The organism is Oerskovia sp. PE-21s, assembly GCF_056158145.1.
The window spans coordinates 56,535-74,995 of the sequence record NZ_JBUXJM010000011.1; the positions used below are offsets into that span (position 1 = coordinate 56,535).

The window sequence follows — 18,461 nt, forward strand, 5'->3', positions numbered from 1 at the left end:
CAGGTTGTGCCCAGGCAGGTGGGAGACAGTACTGCCATGATCCGCCCCTCCCGTGCCCGGCACGGTCGCGCCCGCGCGACCTCCGGGATCGTCGCCCTCGTCTCGCTCGGCCTGGTCCTGTCCGCCTGCTCCCAGGAGTCGGGGGCCACGAGCCCCGACGACGTCGTGGGCCAGGGCTACGTCTCGGGCGACGGCTCGGTCAAGACGTGGGACGTCTCCGACCGCGACGAGCCCGTGGTCCTGACCGGCACGGACTTCGAGGGCGGCGCGGTCGACACCTCGCAGTGGTTGGGCGACGTCGTCGTCATCAACACCTGGTACGCGGCGTGCGCCCCCTGCCGGGCCGAGGCGCCGGACCTGGTCGCGCTCGCGAACGACCGTGGACCCGAGGGCGTGCACCTGCTCGGCATCAACAGCACCGACGACGCCGGGGCCGCGCTCGCGTTCGAGCGTACGTTCGAGGTGCCCTACCCCTCGATCGAGGACACGCGCGGCGAGGCCATCGCGGTGCTCGAGGGCTCCGTCCCGCTCCAGGCGGTCCCGACGACCGTCGTGCTCGACCGCGAGGGCCGGGTCGCCGCGCGCGTCATCGGGCGCGCCGAGGGCTCGACGCTCGGCGCCCTCGTCGACGACCTGCTCGCAGAGAGCGCCTGAGACATGGGGCCCCTCTCGTTCGCCGCGGACGTCGGCAGCACGTTCGCCACGACCGCGTTCTCGGGCTCGATGCTCCTGGCCGTGCCCGTGGCGATCCTCGCGGGACTCGTGTCGTTCGCGTCCCCGTGCGTCCTTCCCCTCGTGCCCGGTTACGTCGGCTACGTGAGCGGGCTCGCGGCGGCCAATGCAGGCACGGTCGGCACCCGTGCGGGTGGCGGAGGCACCGCCCTGAAGACGGCCCGGACCACCGGGCGCTGGCGCGTCGTGACCGGCGTGGGCCTGTTCGTCGCGGGCTTCACGCTCGTGTTCGTGCTGCTCATGGTCGCCGCGGGCGCCATCGGGGTCCACGTCAAGGAGTGGGAGGACGTCATCACGCGCGTCCTCGGGGTCGTCGTGATCCTCATGGGATTCGCGTTCATGGGCGCCATGCCGTTCCTCCAGCGTGACCGCCGCCTGCACCTGAGCCCCACCGCCGGACTCTGGGGTGCCCCGCTGCTCGGCATCGTGTTCGGCCTCGGCTGGGCGCCCTGCATCGGCCCGACCCTCACGGCCGTCATGGCCCTCTCGCTCGACGAGGCCACCGTGGGGCGGGGGGCGATCCTCGGGATCGCGTACAGCCTGGGTCTGGGCGTCCCGTTCCTGCTCATCGGGATCGGGCTCGAGCGCTCCAAGAAGGCCGTGGCCTTCCTCCGGCGCCACCGCGTCGCGATCATGCGCATCGGGGGCGGCATGCTCATCCTCATCGGCCTGGCCCTCGTGACGGGCGTCTGGAGTGCTTGGACCGCGCGCCTCAGCGGGCTCATCACGGGCTTCGAGACGGTGATCTGATGAGCGACAAGGACCTGTACCGCCCCGAGGGCATCGACGACGCGTTCAGCCACCCCGAGCCCGACGCGGGCCGGACCGACGGCGAGACGACTCCGCCGACGGGAGCGGCGCCGTCGGGCCGGAAGGGGCGCGCGACGCCCACCGGCACCGACGCCGCCGGCGGACCTGCCCCGCAGCTCCCCGCGCTCGGCCTGCGCGGCACGCTGCGCTGGACGTGGCGCCAGGTGACCAGCATGCGCGTCGCGCTCATGCTGCTCATGCTGCTCGCCGTCGCCGCCGTCCCCGGCTCGGTGCTGCCGCAGCGCCCCCAGGACCCGGCCGCCGTCCTCACCTACCTCCAGGACAACCCCGGCACCGGCGAGTGGCTCGACCGGCTCGGGTTCTTCGACGTCTACGCGTCGGTGTGGTTCTCCGCGATCTACATCCTGCTGTTCGTCTCGCTCGTGGGCTGCATCCTGCCGCGCACCAAGGCGCACCTCCAGGCCGTGCGCAACCGCCCACCCCGCACCCCCCGCAGGTTCGACCGCTTCCCGGCCAAGGCCGAGACGACCAGCACCGCGACGCCCGACGAGGTCGTGGACGCGGCGGTCAATCACCTGCGTGGTCGGCTGCGCTGGCTGCCGACGTTCCGCGTCGACGTCGGGACCGAGCCCGCCGACCCGGCCCGGGGGCTGCCCGAGCGGCGGACCGTGGCCGCAGAGCGCGGCTACCTGCGCGAGACCGGGAACCTCGTCTTCCACCTGTCGCTCCTCGGGCTGCTCGTGGCCGTCGCCACGGGCCAGCTCCTGCACTTCCGCGGCCAGGCGATCATCACCGAGGGGCGCGGGTTCGCGAACGCGGTCGTCGACTACGACACGTTCGAGAACGGCTCGCTGTTCAGCCCGTCCTCGCTCGTCCCGTTCTCCATGACGCTCGACTCGTTCGACGCGCAGTTCGCGATGGACGCCGTGGCGTTCGCGCAGTCGCGCGACTTCACGGCCCACGTCACGGTGCGCGACCCCGACGGCACGTCCCAGCAGGAGCAGATCAAGGTCAACCACCCCATCGTGGCCGGCGGGGCCAAGATCTACCTCCAGGGCAACGGCTACGCGCCCGAGATCACGATCCACGACGCCGAGGGCCAGGTCGCGTTCGCCGGCCGCGTGCCCTTCCTGCCCGAGGACACCATGTACACCTCGCGCGGCGTCGTGAAGGTCCCGGACACCTCGGCCGGTCTCGACCAGATCGGGCTGGTCGGGTACTTCCTGCCCACGGCCGAGGTCGACGAGGTCGGCGCGCGCTCGACCTTCCCGCAACCGATCAACCCCCTGCTGGTGCTCGAGGTCTACCGGGGCGACCTGGGTCTCGACGAAGGCCTGCCGCAGAACGTGTACCGCCTCAACACGGACACGCTCACGCCCTCGGTCGACGCCGAGGGGGAACGCGTGAGGGTGCTCGTCGCCCCGGGCGAGACCGTCGAGCTGCCCGACGGACTGGGCACCATCACGCTCGCCGCGGGCGAGGTCCCGCGCTACGTCGCGCTCGACCTGCGTCACGACCCGGCGCTCGTCTGGATCCTCGTCTTCGCGCTCGGTGCGCTCGGAGGGCTCGCCGTCTCGCTCTTCACGCCGCGCCGTCGCGTCTGGCTGCGCGTGTGGAGCGAGGAGGCGCCCGACGGCACGTCGCCCGCACGGCGTACCGTCGTGAGTGTCGCGGGCCTCGCCCGCGGTGACGACGCGGGCCTCCAGGGCGAGGTCGACCGCGTGGTGGAGTCGCTGCCCGGCGCCCCGCCCACGACCGACCCACCCGCCGAGCGCCCCGCTGCGCCACGCACCCCGTCCTCCCCCCGCTCGACCGGTCAGGCTCGCACCGACCGACCACGAAAGGCTGACCGATGACCGTTGCCGACCTGAGCTCCGACCTGGTGTGGGCGGCCGCGACCGCCCTCACGGTCGCGTTCGTCGCGTTCGCGATCGACCTGTCCAGGCTGGGCGCCAAGGAGCCGCTCCCGGCGGAGGTCGACGCGGCCGCCGACGGTGACGCACCTGTCGCCGTGGCCGTGGCCACGTCCCCCAAGCCGGCCTCGCGCAAGGCCGCGGGCATCGGCATCTCGACGGGCTGGCTCGGGACAGTCCTGCTGCTCGCCGCGATCGTGACCCGTGGCATCGCGGCAGGCCGCGCACCGTGGGCCAACATGTACGAGTTCACGCTCGTCGGCGCGTTCGTCGCGATGGCCGTCTTCCTCGGTGTGAGCCTGCGCCGAGACGTCCGGTTCCTCGGCGCGTTCGTCACCGGGCTCGCGGTGCTCTTCCTCGTCGTCGCGCAGAACTCCTTCTTCCTCGCGGCGACCGGTGTCAGCCCGGCCCTGCAGTCCTACTGGCTCGTGATCCACGTCGGCGTCGCGATCATCGCCACGGGCATCTTCACGGTCGCGTTCGTCATGTCCTCGATCCAGCTCCTGCGCGACTCGCGCGAGAACGGCAACGGCTTCCTGGGGCACCCGGCCTGGCGGTGGCTCGACACGACGCCCCGGCCCGCGCAGCTCGAGGCCCTGAGCTTCCGCCTCAACGCGGTCGCATTCGTGCTGTGGACCTTCACGATCATCGGCGGAGCGATCTGGGCCGAGCACGCCTGGGGCCGCTACTGGGGCTGGGACCCCAAGGAGGTCTGGAGCTTCGTCGTGTGGGTCGTGTACGCGGCCTACCTGCACGCCCGGACCACGCGCGGCTGGTCGGGGCGTCGCGCGGCGTACTTCGTGCTCGTCGGCTACGCGTGCGTCCTCTTCAACTTCACGGGCGTCAACCTGATCTTCAACGGCAAGCACTCGTACTCGGGCATCACGACGCAGGAGTGAGCGTCGCGGACCGGCAGCGGTCCGCGCGCGACCTTCACAGCACTTCGACAAGTTCGCGGTGCGACGTCCCCCGGACGAGACCGTGGCACCGCTAGCGTGGCCCCTCGTGAGAGAAGCACGAGGGGGACGCAGAGAGGTCGCCGCCGACGGCGGTACGAGCGAGGACGACAGGTCGGCACCGGGCTCCGACGCGGTGCGTCACGTCCGGTCACGGCGTGAGCACCGACGTGTGCTCCGGGTCGTCGGGCTCGTCACGACGGCGGTGCTCGCGTTCGGGATCTCCGGTGCGGCCGCGGTCCTCGTCAAGACGCTCGGGAACGTCGAGCAGGTCGACAACAAGGAGCTCGTCGCCCCCGAGGCGGAGCGTCCCCCGGCCCCGGTGCCCGACCCCGAGGACCCGCTCGCCGGGCTGCCCGTGAACCTGGTGCTGATCGGCTCGGACGACCGGTCCGGTGCGAACGAGGCGATCGGTGGTGCCGAGGACGGCATGCGCTCGGACACGACCATGCTCCTTCACGTCTCGGCCGACCGGTCGAGGGTCGAGCTGATCTCGATACCGCGCGACCTCCGGATCCCCATCCCGGCGTGCACGGTCACGGGCGGCGGGACGACGCAGGCATCGTCCCAGGCGACGTTCAACGAGGCGTTCTCGCGGGGATGGGTCGGGGGCAAGGACCTCGCGTCGGCCGCGACCTGCACCCAGATGACGGTCGAGAAGATGTCCGGGGTACGGACGGACGGGTTCATGGCCGTCGACTTCGCGGGCTTCCAGACCATGGTCGACGCGCTCGACGGGGTGCCGATGTGCATCCCCGAGGACATGGACGACAAGGACTCGAACCTGCACCTGACCGCGGGCACGCAGACCCTGACCGGAGCCCAGGCGCTCGCGCTCGCTCGCGCCCGGCACGGCCTGAGCGACGGGTCCGACACTTATCGGATGGGCCGGCAGCAGGCGCTGCTCGCGGCGATGACGAAGTCCGTCCTGTCGCAGAACGTCCTCACGGACCTGCCGAACCTGCTCCAGTTCCTGGACGCCGCGACCAGCTCGCTGTCGATGAGCGGGGGAGTCGACCTCAAGGGCCTCGCGTTCTCGCTGAGGTCGGTGCGGCCCGACGCCGTGACGTTCCTGACGATCCCGTCGGGTCCCCAGCCGAGCAACGTCAACCGCGTGATCCTGACGCCGGCCGCCGCCGACGTGTGGGCGAGACTCGCGGCGGACCAGCCGGTCGTCGCCGAGCCGGAGGCCGAACCCGTGGTACCCACGCCCACGACGCCCCAGGAGCCCAGCACGCCGACCGGAGCCGACCCGGTCCCGCCGGCCCCGACGACCCCCGAGCCGGCGGCGCCGGTCGACCCGATGGCCGACCGCAAGCCTGGTGAGGCGATCACCTCGGCCGACGCCCAGGCCGCGTGCTGAGCGTGCACGGCGCCCGTCGGCAGCCGCGGCGCAGGTCGCCGCTGCCAGGAGGCCTGCGAGACGTGGTCTAGGCGGGGTCGCCGCTGCCCGACGACGGCGTGCCGGGGGCCCCGTCCGTCTCGCCGGGCGAGGTGTCGCGCGGGCCGTCGTCCTCCGAGGTCCCGCGGGGGGAACCTGAGGGGCCTCCCGGGGTGGGGCCCGCCGTCGGGCCGGGGTCCGTGCCCTCGCCGCGTGCCTCGCGGCGGCGCTGCTGCTCGAGCTTCCACAGGAAGTCCGGGTCGTCGTCCGGGGCGACCGGGGCCGCCGGGCGTCGACGTGCCCCAGGACGGGCCCGGCCCGGCGCAGGTGAGCCGCCCGCGGTCGCGTGCCGGGCGCGCTGCGTGCGCGAGACGAGGATCCAGGCGAGCGGCCCGACGAAGGGCAGGAAGATGATCATCACGATCCACAGGCCCTTGGGGATCCCGCTCCGGTCGTTCTCGTCGCTCGTGGCACAGTCGGAGAGGGCGTAGACCGCGAGGCCTACGGCGAGCAGGGTCAGCAGGACGCGGGACATGACCCCAGCCTATGCGTCCTGGCAACCCGGAGGCACGGGAGGGCACGGTTCGGCGCACCCAGGTAAGGCACCTACCCTGGACGGGTGCCTATGGTCATCTACTCCGCGCTGCGCCTGGCGATCTTCGCGGTCCTCTTCGTCGTCCTGTACGCCCTGAACCTGGGTCACTGGGTCGTGTGCGCGGTCATCGCGGCCGTCCTGGCGTTCCTGGTCTCCTACCTCGCGCTGCGCGGCCCGCGCGAGCGTGCCGCCCAGTACCTCGCCGACCGCGCCGCGCGGCGCAGGGCGACGGGCGAGAAGTTCTCGCGGGAGATCGAGGACGACGCGGCGTTCGAGGACGCTGCCGTCGAGTCCGCCGGGTCCACGGCCTCGGCCACCCCGGCCACCCCGGCCGAGGCGCCCGCGGACCGACCGGGGCGCACCCCGGCCACGGACGCCTAGAGCGCGAGCCCCAGGCCCAGCAGCACCCCGTACCCGAGCTCGAACATCCCCGTGCCCGCGAGGACGGGGACGAGGAGCGGGCCACGCGCCCCGGCGACCACGGGCAGGGTCAGCAGCACCGCGGGCAGCATCAGGAGCAGCACGAGCAGCGACCACGGCGCGGCGAACGCGCACACCACGCCCAGCAGGAGCGGGACCCAGATCATGGCGACGTACGCGCGCCGGGCCCGGAAGTCGCCCAGGCGTACCGCGACGGTGCGCTTGCCCGCGAGCACGTCCGTGGGGATGTCGCGCACGTTGTTGATCATCAGCAGCGCGCACGCGAGGAGGCCCACGGCCACGGCCCCGACCCCCGCGACCCACGTCACGCGGTCGGCCTGCGTGTACGTGGTGCCGAGGACCGCCACGAGCCCGAAGAACACGAACACGCCGACCTCCCCGAGGCCCCGGTACCCGTACGGGTTCTTGCCGCCCGTGTAGAACCACGCCGCGACGATCGCGAGCGCCCCGACGGCCAGGAGCCACCAGTGCCCCGTGAGGGCGACGAGACCCAGTCCCAGCACGGCGGCGACCCCGAAGCACACGAACGCGGCGTTGCGCACCTGGGACGCGAGGGCCGCCCCCGAGGCCGTGAGCCGCATGGGCCCGACACGGTCGACGTCCGTCCCACGGACCCCGTCCGAGTAGTCGTTCGCGTAGTTCACGCCGACCTGGAGCGCGAGCGCGACGCCCAGCGCCAGGAGCGCGGGCCAGAACGCGAAGGAGTCGACCTGGGCGGCAGCGCCCGAGCCGACGAGGACGGGTGCGGCCGCCGCGGGGAGGGTCCGCAGGCGGGCGCCTGCGACCCATTCGGCAGAGGTGGCCATGGTGCTCCGTTCAGTGGGTGCGTGGTGCGGTGCGGACGGCGAGCTCGGTCACGGCCGTCCGGTCGATCTTGCCCGGCCCCCGGCGGGGCAGGGCCGACACGACGAGCAGGTCGCGTGGGGCGGCGGGCGGTCCCAGCGTAGTCGCGACCGCGTGGCGCGCCCGGGCCAGCAGCTCCCCGTCCGCCGACGGGGAGCGTCGCTCGCCGGTCGTCGTCTCGACCACGGCGACGACGCGCTGCCCCCACTCGGCGTCCGGGACGCCGACGACGCTGACCTCGCCCAGCCCGTCGGTGCCTGCGAGCGCCGCGGCGAGCACGGCCTCGACCGCTGCCGGCGCCACGTTGACCCCACCTGTGACGATCACGTCGTCGGCCCGCCCGAGTACCGTCAGGGCGCCGTCCGGGGTGAGAGCGCCCAGGTCGCTCGTGCGCAGCCACCGTGTCCCGTCGGGGTCGGTGCGAAAGGTCGCGGCCGTGAGCGCCTCGTCGCCCAGGTACCCCGTGGCGAGCACGGGTCCCGAGATCTCGACGACGCCCGCGGTGTCGGGCCCGAGCGCGTGCCCGGACGCCCCGTCCACGACCCGCACCCGGACGCCCTCGAGCGCGACGCCGTCGTACACGCAGCCGCCGCTCGTCTCGGTCATGCCGTAGGTGGTGACGACCGCGGCGCCCGCCTCGCGCGCTCGCGCCAGGAGCACGGGCGACGCCGCGGCTCCGCCCAGGAGGATCGCGTCGAACGAGCGCAGCGCGGCGAGCGCGGGCTCGCTCCCCGGTCCCGGGTGCAGGAGGCGGTGGAGCTGGGTCGGGACGAGCGACACGTACCGACGGCCTGCGTCCATGCGGGCCGCGGCGGCGGCGAAGCCCGCGGCGGTGAACGGGGCGTCGAGGTCGGCGACGACGAGCCGCGTCCCGGCGACGACCGACCGCAGGACGACCTGGAGCCCGGCCACGTGCGTGGGGGGCAGGGTCAGGAGCCACTGCCCGTCCCCACCGAGGCGCTGGTGCGTCGAGCGCGCGGAGGCGACCAGCGCGTCCGCGCCGAGCGCGACCTCGCGGGGCAGCCCGGTCGAGCCAGAGGTCTGCAGCACGAGCGCCGTCCCCGCCGGGAGGGGGCCCGAGAACGCGAGCGGGGAGGGTGCGACGACCGGTCCGCGCCCGGCGAGGGCGTCGGCCACCGTGGCCCGCAGGTCGGCGACGTCAGCAGGTGCGGTTCCCTCGGCGCGTGGCATCCCTCCAGCGTAGATCGAGCCGTAGGGTGACGGGGAACCAGCGGGATCGACGAGCGTGAGGGCACGGATGGACAAGGTGAGGATGTCGCGGGTCGGATGGGCCACGACGGTGGTGGCAGGTCTGCTGGTGCTCTCCGCCTGTGGCGGGGGCGCGCCGACGGACGCCGCGACGAAGGTCGTCCCGTCCGCTGTCGACGCGGCCAAGGCCTCTCCGCCCGCGCCCGTCGTGCCCGTCGTGTGGCCGCTCACGGGAGTCGCCACGGAGACCGTGGACGGACGCCCGGCGGTGGCGGTGAAGATCGAGAACCTCCCTGCGGCCCGCCCCCAGACCGGGCTGGACCAGGCCGACATGGTCTGGGAGGAGGTGGTCGAGGGCGGGATCACCCGGTTCGTCGCGGTCTTCCACTCCCAGGTCCCGGAGACCGTCGGTCCCATCCGGTCCGTGCGACCCATGGACCCGTCGATCTTCGGCCCGACCGCGGGCGTCCTCGTCTACAGCGGTGGGCAGCCGCCCTTCGTCGCGGCGGTCGGTGAGGCGGGCCTGCAGTCGATCGTCCACGACGAGGGCGACGGCGGCTTCTTCCTCAAGAAGGGCAAGAGAGCCCCGCACAACCTGTACGGCACCATGGCCGACTTCTTCTCGCAGGCGGAGGGAGACCGCACGGCCCCGCCCGAGCAGTTCCGGCACACGCGGACCCCGGGGCAGGGCACGGCCACGGTGGCCGGGGCGCCCTTCGCGCTCCTCGACGTCAAGCTGACCCACTCGAGCCGGGCGCAGTGGCAGTGGGGGACCGCGGAGAACGCCTTCCTGCGGAGCGAGGGCACGACCCCCGCGGTCTCGCCCGAGGGGGCGCGCCTCGCTGCGGCGAACGTGGTCGTGCTCAGCGTCGAGATGGTCAACACCGCGTTCGTGGACCCGGCGGGAACTCCCGTGCCGGAGACCAAGCTCGTCGGCACGGGGGAGGGGCTCGTGGCGAGCGGCGGCAAGCAGGTCGCGGTGACGTGGTCCAAGGACGCGGTCGAGGCGCCACTGGTCCTCACGGGGCCCGACGGCGCCCCCGTCCTCCTGGAGCAGGGCACGACCTGGGTCGAGCTCGTCCCGCGCGGGTCCGGGAGCTACGCGGTCAGCTGACCGTCGTCAGGCGCTCGTCCCGGCCGGGGCGAGACACCCAGGCGTCCAGGACGTCCTCGAGGGCCGGCAGCCGGTCGAACCCTCCCCCTGCGACGAAGTGCCCGCCGCCCTCGACTACCGTGAGCTCGGCGTCGAGGACCCGCGCGAGGGCCTCGGTGTGGCCCCGGGGGACGACCGGGTCGTCGTCGGCGACCACGACGTGCCGCCGTGCGGTGCGGGCCGCGATGCCGACTGGGTCGAGCGGACGCTCGACGAAACGGTCGACCTCGGGGATCCCCGGGACCTCGTCGACGAACCCGGCGACCAGGGCGAGCCCACCGAGCCGCCAGTCGTCCTGCCGGGCTCCGAGGTGCTGGAGGATGGTGACGCAGCCCAGGCTGTGCCCCACGAGCACGGTCCCCTCGTCGAGGGGGCCGATCACTCCGGCGAGGGTCACGAGCCACGCGTCGAGGTCGGGCGCCTGCGAGTGCGGCAGGTCGGGGACGACGACCTCGAGGCCCTGGGCCGCGTAGCGGTCGCGGACCGCCCCGAACCAGTGGTTGTCGGCCGTGGCGCCCAGACCGTGCACCACCACGACCCTGGTCACGGGTGGGAGCGTGTCGGGGGGCTGCGCGGCGGAGCGGTCGGACGCCGCGGTGTCGTCGAGAACGGTCATGCCGGAACCGTATCGCCCCGCGCGAGGAGCGTGCGGGCGGTCGTCACGGGTCGCGCCGTGAGGCGCGCCCGAAGCCCCCGCCCACCCCTCATCCTCACGGGGGAGGACGCGCTCACCCCTGAGGCTGACGGCGCACCGGTGAGGTCGAGACGCTGGGCCGATGTGGCGAGCGTGGGGTCCGCGGGAACGTAGAGGCATGGCAACGATGAACCCCACCCAGAGCCCGTTCGAGCCCACGCACACGGTCACCCCGTTCCCGCCCTCGATCGCCCCCACCCGCCCTGTCCTGCGCGCCGAGGAGCCGGACGACGACGAGACCGGCGCCCGCCCGGCCGCATCGATCGGGCCGGTCGTCGTCTCGATCGTCCTGCTGTTCGGCCTGGCCGTCGCGGTGGCCTTCGCGGGGCGGGGGATCGTCGAGATGCTCAGCGGCTTCGCCGCCGGTTCCTGACCGGGCCCGCCGGCCGACCCGTCGGGACCTGGCCCGTCAGAAGTAGTACGGGAAGTCCTCCCACTGCGGGTCCCTGCGCTCGAGGAACGCGTCACGCCCCTCGACCGCCTCGTCGGTCATGTACGCCAGTCGGGTGGCCTCGCCGGCGAAGACCTGCTGACCCGCGAGACCGTCGTCCGCGAGGTTGAACGCGAACTTGAGCATGCGGATCGCCTGCGGTGACTTGGTCGCGATGATCCGCGCGTACTCGAGCGCGAGCGGTTCGAGGTCCGCGTGGTCCGCGACCTCGTTGACCGCGCCCCACTCGTACGCGTCCTGGGCCGAGTACTCGCGGGCGAGGAAGAACACCTCGCGTGCGCGCTTCTGGCCCACCTGCCGGGCGAAGAGCGCCGATCCGTAGCCCGCGTCGAACGAGCCCACGTTGGCGTCGGTCTGCTTGAAGCGGGCGTGCTCGCGGCTCGCGATCGACAGGTCCGCGACCACGTGCAGCGAGTGCCCGCCGCCCGCGGCCCAGCCGTTGACGACCGCGATCACGACCTTGGGCATGGTCCGGATGAGGCGTTGCACCTCGAGGATGTGCAACCGCCCCGCCTTGGCCGGGTCGATCGCGTCGGCCGTCTGGGCGTCCTCGCTCGTCGTGTACCGGTACCCGTCACGGCCACGGATGCGTTGGTCGCCGCCCGAGCAGAACGCCCAGCCGCCGTCCTTGGCCGAGGGGCCGTTGCCCGTGAGGAGGACGGTGCCGACGTCGGACGTCATGCGCGCGTGGTCGAGCACCCGGTAGAGCTCGTCCACGGTGTGGGGACGGAACGCGTTGCGGACCTCGGGCCGGTGGAAGGCGACACGGACGACGGGCAGGTCGCGCTCGTGCGCCACGCCGTCGCGCGTGCCGCGTTCGACACCACGGTGGTAGGTGATGTCGGTGAGCCCCTCGAAGCCGGCGACGGTGCGCCATGCCTGGGGGTCGAACGTCTCGGACACCTGTGCGGGGATGCTGCTCACGACCGTCACCCTAGCCGCCCGTGGCGGCGGGTGAGCGGCGCGCCGTACCGGGCGCCGGACCGCGTGGCGGGGCCCGCACGGGCCCGGACCCGGGCGCCGTGGCCCGTCCTCGTGCCCTACGGTGTGGGGGTGGGGACCTTGGAGGTCTTGACGGCAGTGCGTGCGGTCGTGTAATTCGGTGAAGCCCTTTCTGTGTTCAAGATCATGTCGCTGGTCCTCGTCGTGGCGGGATCGACGGCCTCGTACCGTCCCGGAGGAAGTCACTGATGGCGCCAGAGTCCGAGAAGCACGTCCCCCGCAGGCAGGCCCGAGGAACGCAGCGCCGCGACCTCATCGTGTCGGCCGCGGCCGAGCTGATCCTGCGTGACGGCCCCTCGAGCGTGACGCACCGGTCCGTGGCCGCGCAGGCCGACGTCCCGCTCGCCGCGACGACCTACTACTTCTCGGGTCTCGACGACCTCCTCGCGGCGGCGGGGCAGCGCATCGTCCGGGACTGGGCGGAGCGCGCGCAGGCGATCGGCCATGCGGTCGCGGACGCCGTCACCGACGGCGGGGTCGACGCGCTCAGCACGCGGTCACGGGCCCTCCTGCTCGTCGACGCCGTGCTCCCGCCCGGGGACCACGGGGAGCTCCTGGGCTTCTACGAGCACGTGGTCAGCGCGGGGCGCAGCCCGGTCCTCGCCTCGGCGTTCGCGCAGGGCAGGGGAGAGCTCGACGTCGTGGTCGACGCACTGCTCGCCCAGCTCGGTCTGCGCTTCTCCGCGGTCCTGCTGATCGCGGTCGTCGACGGCGCCGCGGTCACCGCGCTGTGCGAGGGGCGCAACGTCCGCGACCTCGCGGTCGACTGCGTCACGGAGCTCCTCGGCACCTCCTGACGCGGTGGCTGCGCGGCCTCGGCGCGGTCGCGGCGATAGCCTGTGACCGTGCCTCCCACGTCCCCCTCGACCCGGACCCCTCGTCTCGTCGCCTGGTCCACGCCCCTGCGCACCCGCTTTCGCGGGCTCGACGTCCGGGACGGTCTGCTGGTGCGGGGCGAGGCGGGCTGGGCCGAGTTCTCGCCCTTCTGGGAGTACGACGACGCCGAGTCGGGGGCGTGGCTGCGTGCCGCGCGGGAGGCGGCGGACCTCGGCTGGCCGGCGCCCGTCCGGGCGAGCGTGCCGGTCAACGTCACGGTCCCCGCGACGGACCCACGGCGCGCGCACGACATCGTGACGTCGTCGGACGGGTGCCGGACCGCCAAGGTCAAGGTCGCCCAGCGCGACGCGGCCGGCGTCGTCGAGTCCGTCGATCGGGAGATCGCGCGCCTCGAGGCGGTGCGGGACGCCCTGGGGCCGGGGGGCCGGATCCGGGTCGACGCGAACGGTGGCTGGGAGCTCGACGAGGCCCTGCGGAGACTGCCGCTGCTGGACCGCGCGGCCGGCGGCCTCGAGTACGTCGAGCAGCCGTGCGCGAGCGTCGCGGACCTCGCGACGGTGCGACGTGCGACGTCGGTCCTGGTGGCGGCCGACGAGTCGATCCGCCGCGCCGAGGACCCGTTCGAGGTGCTGCGGGCCGAGGCCGCGGACGTCGTGGTGCTCAAGGTCCAGCCGCTCGGCGGGGTCCGGGCGTGCCTCGACCTGGCCGAGCGGGTCGGGCTGCCCGTGGTGGTCTCGTCGGCGCTCGAGTCCTCGGTCGGGCTCGCGGCGGGGCTGGCGCTCGCTGCCGCGCTGCCCGAGCTGCCCTTCGCGTGCGGCCTCGCGACGTCCCAGCTCCTGGCCCACGACGTGGTCGACGAGCCGTTGCTCCCCGTGGGCGGCGAGATCGCGGTGCGGCGTCCCGAGCCGTCGGCCGCCGCACTGGCGCTCGCGCGCGCGGAGCCGGCCACGGCCGAGCGCTGGGCCGAGCGGTTCCGGCGCGTGGGTGCCCTCCTCGACGGAGCAGCGGCATGAGCGCCGCCGCGGTGCCCCCCGTGCCCGCGGTGCCCGCCGTGCCGGCCGGTTCCCCGGTGTTGCCGCCGGCCGTCGCCGCGGCGCGCGAGATCGTCGCGGGCCTGGTCGCGGACGGGGTGCGCGACGTCGTCGTGTCGCCGGGGTCCCGCAGCGCGGCGCTCGCCTACGCGCTCGCCGCGGCCGACGCGGCAGGCCTGCTGACGCTGCACGTGCGGATCGACGAGCGGGCCGCGGCGTTCCTGGCCCTGGGGCTCTCGCGCGGGTCGCAGGCCGAGGGACCGGGCGGCCTGCGCCCCGTCGCCGTGGTCACGACGTCCGGCACCGCTGCCGCCAACCTGCACCCCGCGGTGCTCGAGGCCCATCACGCGGGGGTCCCGCTCGTGCTGCTCACGGCCGACCGGCCGCACGAGCTGCGCGGCACGGGGGCGAACCAGACGACCGACCAGGTCGGCCTGTACGGGACCGCCGTGCGCCAGTCGGCCGACGTCCCGGCCCCCGACGGGCGCCCGGGCGAGCTGCGCGACCTGCGTGCGCTCCTGGTGCGGGCGCTCGTCGCGGCCCGCGGGACCCGGTCCCGGTACCCCGGGCCGGTGCACGTCAACGTGGCGTTCCGCGAGCCCCTCGTGCCGCCCGCACCGCTGGGAGCGCTGCCGTCCGCCGCCCACGAGGCCGGGGTCTCGGCCGACCGGACCCTCGTGGCGGGCGCGCGCGACGACGTCGGGCCGTGGCCGCTCGACCCCGCCCCGGCGACCGTGCTCGTCGCGGGCGACGGTGCCGGCGCGGACGCCCGGCGGCTCGCCGAGGCGCGGGGCTGGCCCCTGCTCGCCGAGGCGTCGTCCGGGGCGGCCGCGGGCAGCCACGCGGTCGCCGCGCACCGGCTCGTGCTGGGGAGCCTCGGTCACGGGGTCGAGCGCGTCGTCGTCCTGGGACGCCCCACGCTCTCGCGCCCGGTCCAGCAGCTCCTCGCGCGCGAGGACGTCGAGGTGCTCGTCGTCGCGCCCGGAGGAGGGCCCTGGCCCGACGCGGCACGCTCGGCGAGCGCGATCCTGCCCGGCGTCCCGGACGAGTGGTGGTCGGGGCCGACGGGCGACCGGACGTGGCTCGACGCGTGGCGCGGGGCGGGGCAGGCGGCCCGGAAGGTCGTCGCCGACCGGGTGTCCGCCCCCGGCTCGACGACGCCGCTCGCCGTCGCCGCGGCGGTCGCCGAGGCCTCGGGCCCCGACGACGTGCTCGTGGTCGGGTCGAGCAACCCGGTGCGCGACCTCGACCTCGTGGTCGACTGGGACGTGTCGCCGCTCGTGCTCGCCAACCGCGGGCTCGCGGGCATCGACGGGATGCTCTCGACCGCGACGGGCGTGGCGCTCGCCGCGGCGCGTGCCGGACGGCGCACGCGCGCCCTCGTGGGCGACCTCACGTTCCTGCACGACGTGGGCGGGCTCCTGCGCGGACCGCACGAGCCGGCCGCCGACCTCCAGGTCGTCGTGGTCAACGACGACGGCGGGTCGATCTTCGCGACCCTCGAGTACGGGGCGCTCGCCGAGGACGCCCCCGAGACGGCGACCGCGTTCGAGCGCGTGTTCTCGACCCCGCACGGGGCGGATCTCGCCGCACTGTGCGCGGGTTACGGCGTCCGGCACCGGCTCGTCACGGACACCGCAGCCCTGCGGGCGGAGCTCGCGCACGCGCCCCACGGTGTCGAGGTCGTCGAGGTGCGGGTCGAACGTGCGGGGCGCCGCGCGGAGGGCGCATCCCTCGCGGTCGCCGTGGGCGCCGCGGTCGCGCGGAGCCTCCCGCGGGGGCGCGAGGGCCAGGACGCCGCAGGTCGGGACGCCTGAGAACCCTCCCAGGAGTCTTCCGGAACTCGCAGCGAACTCACAGGATCGTTCAAGCGACGTTCCAGCGCCGGGGTGTGAAGTAGTCCTCAGAACGAACGAGGAGGGAACACCCCATGACCGAGAACACCCCGCAGGCACCCGAGCACCAGGCTCCGCGCGACGGCGACACCCAGCGCATCGAGGCGCAGCCCACGCAGCAGCTTCCCGTCACCCCGACGGCCCCTGCCGCCCCCGCGCGGCAGCACTTCGCGGCCCCGCACCCGGCGCCCGTGCCCGCGCCGCCCGCGCAGCACGCACCGCAGCAGCCGCAGCACGCCCCCTACGGCGCGCAGGCTCCCTACGGGGCGCAGGCCCAGCACGGCGCCCCGACGAGCACCCCGTACTCCGCGGCCGGCATGCCACCCGCGCCGGTGGCGCCCGAGCAGCCCCAGGTCGCGACCAGGAAGGGCAAGACCTGGATCCCCATGGTCGGCGCGGCCGCCGCGGCCGCCGTCCTCGCGAGCGCCGGCACCGCCGGTCTGCTCGGCGCGCTCGACGGCAACGGCTCGTCACCCAGCTCGCTGGCCTCGGTCGGGGAGACCAAGGAGAACTCGACGGTCCCCGTCGCCGACTCGACGTCGGAGAACCCGAACTGGCAGGCCGTGACGAGCGCCGTCGCGCCGTCGGTCGTCTCGATCCAGGTCACCACGGCCGCGGGTGGAGCCGAGGGTTCTGGCGTCGTGATCGACACCGAGGGTCACGTCCTGACGAACAACCACGTCGTCGAGGGTGCGCAGGACGACACCGTCCAGGTCACGCTCAGCGACGGCCGCCTGTACGAGGCGAAGATCGTGGGTCTCGACCCGACGACCGACCTCGCGGTGGTCGAGCTCGCCGACCCGCCGAGCAACCTCACGCCGGCCTCGTTCGGCGACTCCGACGACGTCACCGTGGGCGAGTCGGTCCTGGCGGTCGGCAACCCGCTCGGCCTGGCCAACACGGCCACGACCGGCATCGTGTCCGCGCTCGACCGCCCGGTCGCCGCGTCGGGCTCCGACGGCGGCAGCACCGTGGTCACGAACGCGATCCAGATCGACGCCGCGATCAACCCCGGCAACTCCGGCGGGCCGCTGTTCAACGCGCAGGGCGAGGTCATCGGCATCACCTCGTCGATCGCGACGACCTCGAACCAGTCCGGCTCGATCGGCCTGGGCTTCGCCATCCCGGTGAACCTCGCGAAGAACATCAGCGCGCAGCTCATCGAGAACGGCACGGCCGAGCACGCGTTCCTGGGCGTGAGCATGACGGACGCGACGGCCACGGCCGACGGCGTCACGCGCCGCGGCGCCGAGGTCAAGTCCGTCTCGGACGGCTCCCCGGCCGCCGAGGCCGGCATCAAGACCGGTGACGTGATCGTCGCGATCGACGGCAACCCCGTGAGCGGCGCGGAGTCGTTGACCGGGTTCGTGCGCGAGCGTGCGACCGGAGACGTCGCGAAGGTCACGCTGGTCCGGGACGGCAAGACGGTCGACGTCGACGTGACGCTCGCCGCGAAGCCGACCGAGACGGGCACGGACGGCCAGAGCGGCTCGGGCCAGCAGGGCTCGGGGTCCGACCAGGGCGGTTCCGGCCAGCGGCTCCCGGGCTCCGGCCAGGACGGTTCGAGCCAGGACGGCTCCGGCCAGGGTCAGTCCGACCAGACCAACCCGAACAACCTGCCCAACCCCTTCGACTGGTTCAACGGTCAGGGCTGAGGCAGCACGAGCCGGACCCGGTGGCGTCGGCGGTGACGGTGGGAACCTCCCCCTGTGCCCGCCGTGGGCCGACGCCACCGCGGTCCTTCGACCGTCCCCCGGTCCGCGTTCCCCCCTGTCGACCGGCGGGACCGCCGAGGTGCGGCCCTGTTCCCCTGCAGCTGCCCCTCGGCACGGATGCCCCGGTCCGTGCGGTTCGCCGTACGGGCCGGGGCGTCGTCGTGCTCGGGGCGGCCAGGCCTACTGGTCGCGGACCGGCAGCGCCTCGTCGTCCGGGGTCGGCCGGGCGGGCACGGCGGGTCCGTCCCACGGAGAGGTGAGGACGGGGTCGGCGTCGAGCAGCACGAGGGCCTTGGTCGAGCGGACCTCGGTCGTCGTGTACCCGAGCCCGTCGGCGACCTCGCGGGGCAGGACGTCGGCGAGCGTGACGCGCGTCGCGCGGAACTCCTGGCCCCAGGCCTCGACCGCGGCGACGAGCTGGCTGGCGACGGTCGTCCGGTCGGCGGCGGGGTCGACCGCGATCTCGTCGATCTCGACGACGGCTCCGTTGGCCGTGAACGTCAGGCGCTGGCTGGCCAGGAGGTAGCCGACGACCCCCGTCGCGTCCTCGGCGACCAGCAGCAGCGTGTCGAGGGCCCGGAGCAGGGGGCCGACGACGCGGTCGTGGGTCGCGCGGTCCGGCGCGTCCGGCTGGAGACGGACGACGAGGAGCCAGAGGTCCTCGCGGTCGGCGGTGGTGGCGCGACGTACGGTGACGTCGTCGTGCGTGGGGGCCAGAGTCATCGTCGTCGCGTCGGTCACCGGGTGAACTTAACAGGCGGAACCGCACACTTCCGGAAGGTGTCCGTCGAACGGCCCATTCGTCGCGTACTTCACGAAACTATCGGTGGAGTTCGGCGTCC

The 18,461-nt window shown here is 74.1% G+C and carries 18 protein-coding genes; 12 read left to right on the forward strand and 6 right to left on the reverse strand.

The window, feature by feature from the left end:
* Positions 1–36: 36 nt before the first annotated feature.
* From ACZDYF_RS17920 to ACZDYF_RS17940, 5 genes are all read left to right on the forward strand, one after another.
* Positions 37–654 (forward strand): TlpA family protein disulfide reductase, encoded by a 618-nt coding sequence (locus ACZDYF_RS17920; RefSeq protein WP_475060703.1) that lies wholly within the window; start codon positions 37–39, stop codon positions 652–654.
* Positions 655–657: 3 nt separating this feature from the next.
* A complete protein-coding gene (locus ACZDYF_RS17925) occupies positions 658–1,482 on the forward strand; it encodes a cytochrome c biogenesis CcdA family protein (protein ID WP_475060708.1) in 825 nt (274 codons plus the stop codon).
* Complete coding sequence (resB, locus tag ACZDYF_RS17930) at positions 1,482–3,359, forward strand: cytochrome c biogenesis protein ResB (protein WP_475060713.1); 1,878 nt, start codon at positions 1,482–1,484, stop codon at positions 3,357–3,359. The genes ACZDYF_RS17925 and resB overlap by 1 nt, the downstream gene beginning before the upstream one ends.
* Entirely contained in the window at positions 3,356–4,315 is a 960-nt protein-coding gene (gene ccsB / locus ACZDYF_RS17935; RefSeq protein WP_475060716.1) for a c-type cytochrome biogenesis protein CcsB, read from the forward strand. The genes resB and ccsB overlap by 4 nt, the downstream gene beginning before the upstream one ends.
* 106 nt (positions 4,316–4,421) lie before the next feature.
* The gene (locus ACZDYF_RS17940) at positions 4,422–5,735 is read left to right on the forward strand and encodes an LCP family protein (protein WP_475060721.1); all 1,314 of its coding nucleotides are present in this window, start codon (positions 4,422–4,424) and stop codon (positions 5,733–5,735) included.
* Between the two features lie 67 nt (positions 5,736–5,802).
* On the opposite strand, the gene ACZDYF_RS17945 is transcribed toward ACZDYF_RS17940, so the two are convergent.
* Positions 5,803–6,288: a PLD nuclease N-terminal domain-containing protein gene (locus ACZDYF_RS17945; protein ID WP_475060725.1), complete on the reverse strand. Its 486-nt coding sequence runs from the start codon at positions 6,286–6,288 to the stop codon at positions 5,803–5,805.
* A gap of 90 nt (positions 6,289–6,378) precedes the next feature.
* Between ACZDYF_RS17945 and ACZDYF_RS17950 the strand changes: the two genes are divergently transcribed.
* Complete coding sequence (locus ACZDYF_RS17950; protein WP_475060868.1) at positions 6,379–6,729, forward strand: DUF4229 domain-containing protein; 351 nt, start codon at positions 6,379–6,381, stop codon at positions 6,727–6,729.
* Here the strand turns inward: ACZDYF_RS17950 and ACZDYF_RS17955 are convergent.
* Positions 6,726–7,595: a 1,4-dihydroxy-2-naphthoate polyprenyltransferase gene (locus tag ACZDYF_RS17955; protein WP_475060727.1), complete on the reverse strand. Its 870-nt coding sequence runs from the start codon at positions 7,593–7,595 to the stop codon at positions 6,726–6,728. The two genes, ACZDYF_RS17950 and ACZDYF_RS17955, sit on opposite strands and share 4 nt — an antisense overlap.
* 10 nt (positions 7,596–7,605) lie before the next feature.
* Entirely contained in the window at positions 7,606–8,823 is a 1,218-nt protein-coding gene (locus ACZDYF_RS17960; protein WP_475060730.1) for an AMP-binding protein, read from the reverse strand.
* Positions 8,824–8,905: 82 nt separating this feature from the next.
* Here ACZDYF_RS17960 and ACZDYF_RS17965 point away from each other — a divergent pair, with 82 nt between their 5' ends.
* The gene (locus ACZDYF_RS17965) at positions 8,906–9,955 is read left to right on the forward strand and encodes a DUF3048 domain-containing protein (protein WP_475060733.1); all 1,050 of its coding nucleotides are present in this window, start codon (positions 8,906–8,908) and stop codon (positions 9,953–9,955) included.
* Here ACZDYF_RS17965 and ACZDYF_RS17970 read toward each other — a convergent pair.
* On the reverse strand, positions 9,948–10,610 hold the full coding sequence (locus tag ACZDYF_RS17970; protein WP_475060736.1) for an RBBP9/YdeN family alpha/beta hydrolase: 663 nt from the start codon (positions 10,608–10,610) through the stop codon (positions 9,948–9,950). The genes ACZDYF_RS17965 and ACZDYF_RS17970 overlap by 8 nt on opposite strands.
* 196 nt (positions 10,611–10,806) lie before the next feature.
* Between ACZDYF_RS17970 and ACZDYF_RS17975 the strand changes: the two genes are divergently transcribed.
* Entirely contained in the window at positions 10,807–11,061 is a 255-nt protein-coding gene (locus tag ACZDYF_RS17975; RefSeq protein ID WP_475060739.1) for a hypothetical protein, read from the forward strand.
* 36 nt (positions 11,062–11,097) lie between these two features.
* Here ACZDYF_RS17975 and ACZDYF_RS17980 read toward each other — a convergent pair whose 3' ends face one another.
* Positions 11,098–12,063, reverse strand: a complete 966-nt coding sequence (locus tag ACZDYF_RS17980) for a 1,4-dihydroxy-2-naphthoyl-CoA synthase (RefSeq protein WP_475060742.1) — start codon at positions 12,061–12,063, stop codon at positions 11,098–11,100.
* Between the two features lie 266 nt (positions 12,064–12,329).
* Between ACZDYF_RS17980 and ACZDYF_RS17985 the strand changes: the two genes are divergently transcribed.
* The 4 genes from ACZDYF_RS17985 (at position 12,330) to ACZDYF_RS18000 (ending at position 17,559) form a co-directional block, all read left to right on the forward strand.
* The gene (locus ACZDYF_RS17985) at positions 12,330–12,938 is read left to right on the forward strand and encodes a TetR/AcrR family transcriptional regulator (RefSeq protein ID WP_191791725.1); all 609 of its coding nucleotides are present in this window, start codon (positions 12,330–12,332) and stop codon (positions 12,936–12,938) included.
* Between the two features lie 42 nt (positions 12,939–12,980).
* A complete protein-coding gene (locus tag ACZDYF_RS17990; RefSeq protein ID WP_475060745.1) occupies positions 12,981–13,991 on the forward strand; it encodes an o-succinylbenzoate synthase in 1,011 nt (336 codons plus the stop codon).
* The gene (gene menD, locus ACZDYF_RS17995) at positions 13,988–15,826 is read left to right on the forward strand and encodes a 2-succinyl-5-enolpyruvyl-6-hydroxy-3-cyclohexene-1-carboxylic-acid synthase (protein WP_475060748.1); all 1,839 of its coding nucleotides are present in this window, start codon (positions 13,988–13,990) and stop codon (positions 15,824–15,826) included. The genes ACZDYF_RS17990 and menD overlap by 4 nt, the downstream gene beginning before the upstream one ends.
* 113 nt (positions 15,827–15,939) lie before the next feature.
* Positions 15,940–17,559: a S1C family serine protease gene (locus ACZDYF_RS18000; protein WP_475060752.1), complete on the forward strand. Its 1,620-nt coding sequence runs from the start codon at positions 15,940–15,942 to the stop codon at positions 17,557–17,559.
* Positions 17,560–17,799: 240 nt separating this feature from the next.
* Here the strand turns inward: ACZDYF_RS18000 and ACZDYF_RS18005 are convergent, their stop codons facing one another.
* Positions 17,800–18,360, reverse strand: coding sequence for a GNAT family N-acetyltransferase (locus ACZDYF_RS18005; RefSeq protein WP_191791729.1), 561 nt, complete (start codon positions 18,358–18,360; stop codon positions 17,800–17,802).
* Positions 18,361–18,461: the final 101 nt, after the last annotated feature.

What these genes read in the sequence shown, in the direction of transcription:
- ACZDYF_RS17920 (WP_475060703.1), top strand. Translation starts at nt 37, where the DNA reads ATGATCCGCCCCTCCCGTGCCCGGCACGGTCGCGCCCGCGCGACCTCC.
- ACZDYF_RS17925 (WP_475060708.1), top strand. Translation starts at nt 658, where the DNA reads ATGGGGCCCCTCTCGTTCGCCGCGGACGTCGGCAGCACGTTCGCCACG.
- resB (WP_475060713.1), top strand. Translation starts at nt 1,482, where the DNA reads ATGAGCGACAAGGACCTGTACCGCCCCGAGGGCATCGACGACGCGTTC.
- ccsB (WP_475060716.1), top strand. Translation starts at nt 3,356, where the DNA reads ATGACCGTTGCCGACCTGAGCTCCGACCTGGTGTGGGCGGCCGCGACC.
- ACZDYF_RS17945 (WP_475060725.1), bottom strand. Translation starts at nt 6,288, where the DNA reads ATGTCCCGCGTCCTGCTGACCCTGCTCGCCGTAGGCCTCGCGGTCTAC.
- ACZDYF_RS17950 (WP_475060868.1), top strand. Translation starts at nt 6,379, where the DNA reads ATGGTCATCTACTCCGCGCTGCGCCTGGCGATCTTCGCGGTCCTCTTC.
- ACZDYF_RS17955 (WP_475060727.1), bottom strand. Translation starts at nt 7,595, where the DNA reads ATGGCCACCTCTGCCGAATGGGTCGCAGGCGCCCGCCTGCGGACCCTC.
- ACZDYF_RS17960 (WP_475060730.1), bottom strand. Translation starts at nt 8,823, where the DNA reads ATGCCACGCGCCGAGGGAACCGCACCTGCTGACGTCGCCGACCTGCGG.
- ACZDYF_RS17965 (WP_475060733.1), top strand. Translation starts at nt 8,906, where the DNA reads ATGTCGCGGGTCGGATGGGCCACGACGGTGGTGGCAGGTCTGCTGGTG.
- ACZDYF_RS17970 (WP_475060736.1), bottom strand. Translation starts at nt 10,610, where the DNA reads ATGACCGTTCTCGACGACACCGCGGCGTCCGACCGCTCCGCCGCGCAG.
- ACZDYF_RS17975 (WP_475060739.1), top strand. Translation starts at nt 10,807, where the DNA reads ATGGCAACGATGAACCCCACCCAGAGCCCGTTCGAGCCCACGCACACG.
- ACZDYF_RS17985 (WP_191791725.1), top strand. Translation starts at nt 12,330, where the DNA reads ATGGCGCCAGAGTCCGAGAAGCACGTCCCCCGCAGGCAGGCCCGAGGA.
- menD (WP_475060748.1), top strand. Translation starts at nt 13,988, where the DNA reads ATGAGCGCCGCCGCGGTGCCCCCCGTGCCCGCGGTGCCCGCCGTGCCG.
- ACZDYF_RS18000 (WP_475060752.1), top strand. Translation starts at nt 15,940, where the DNA reads ATGACCGAGAACACCCCGCAGGCACCCGAGCACCAGGCTCCGCGCGAC.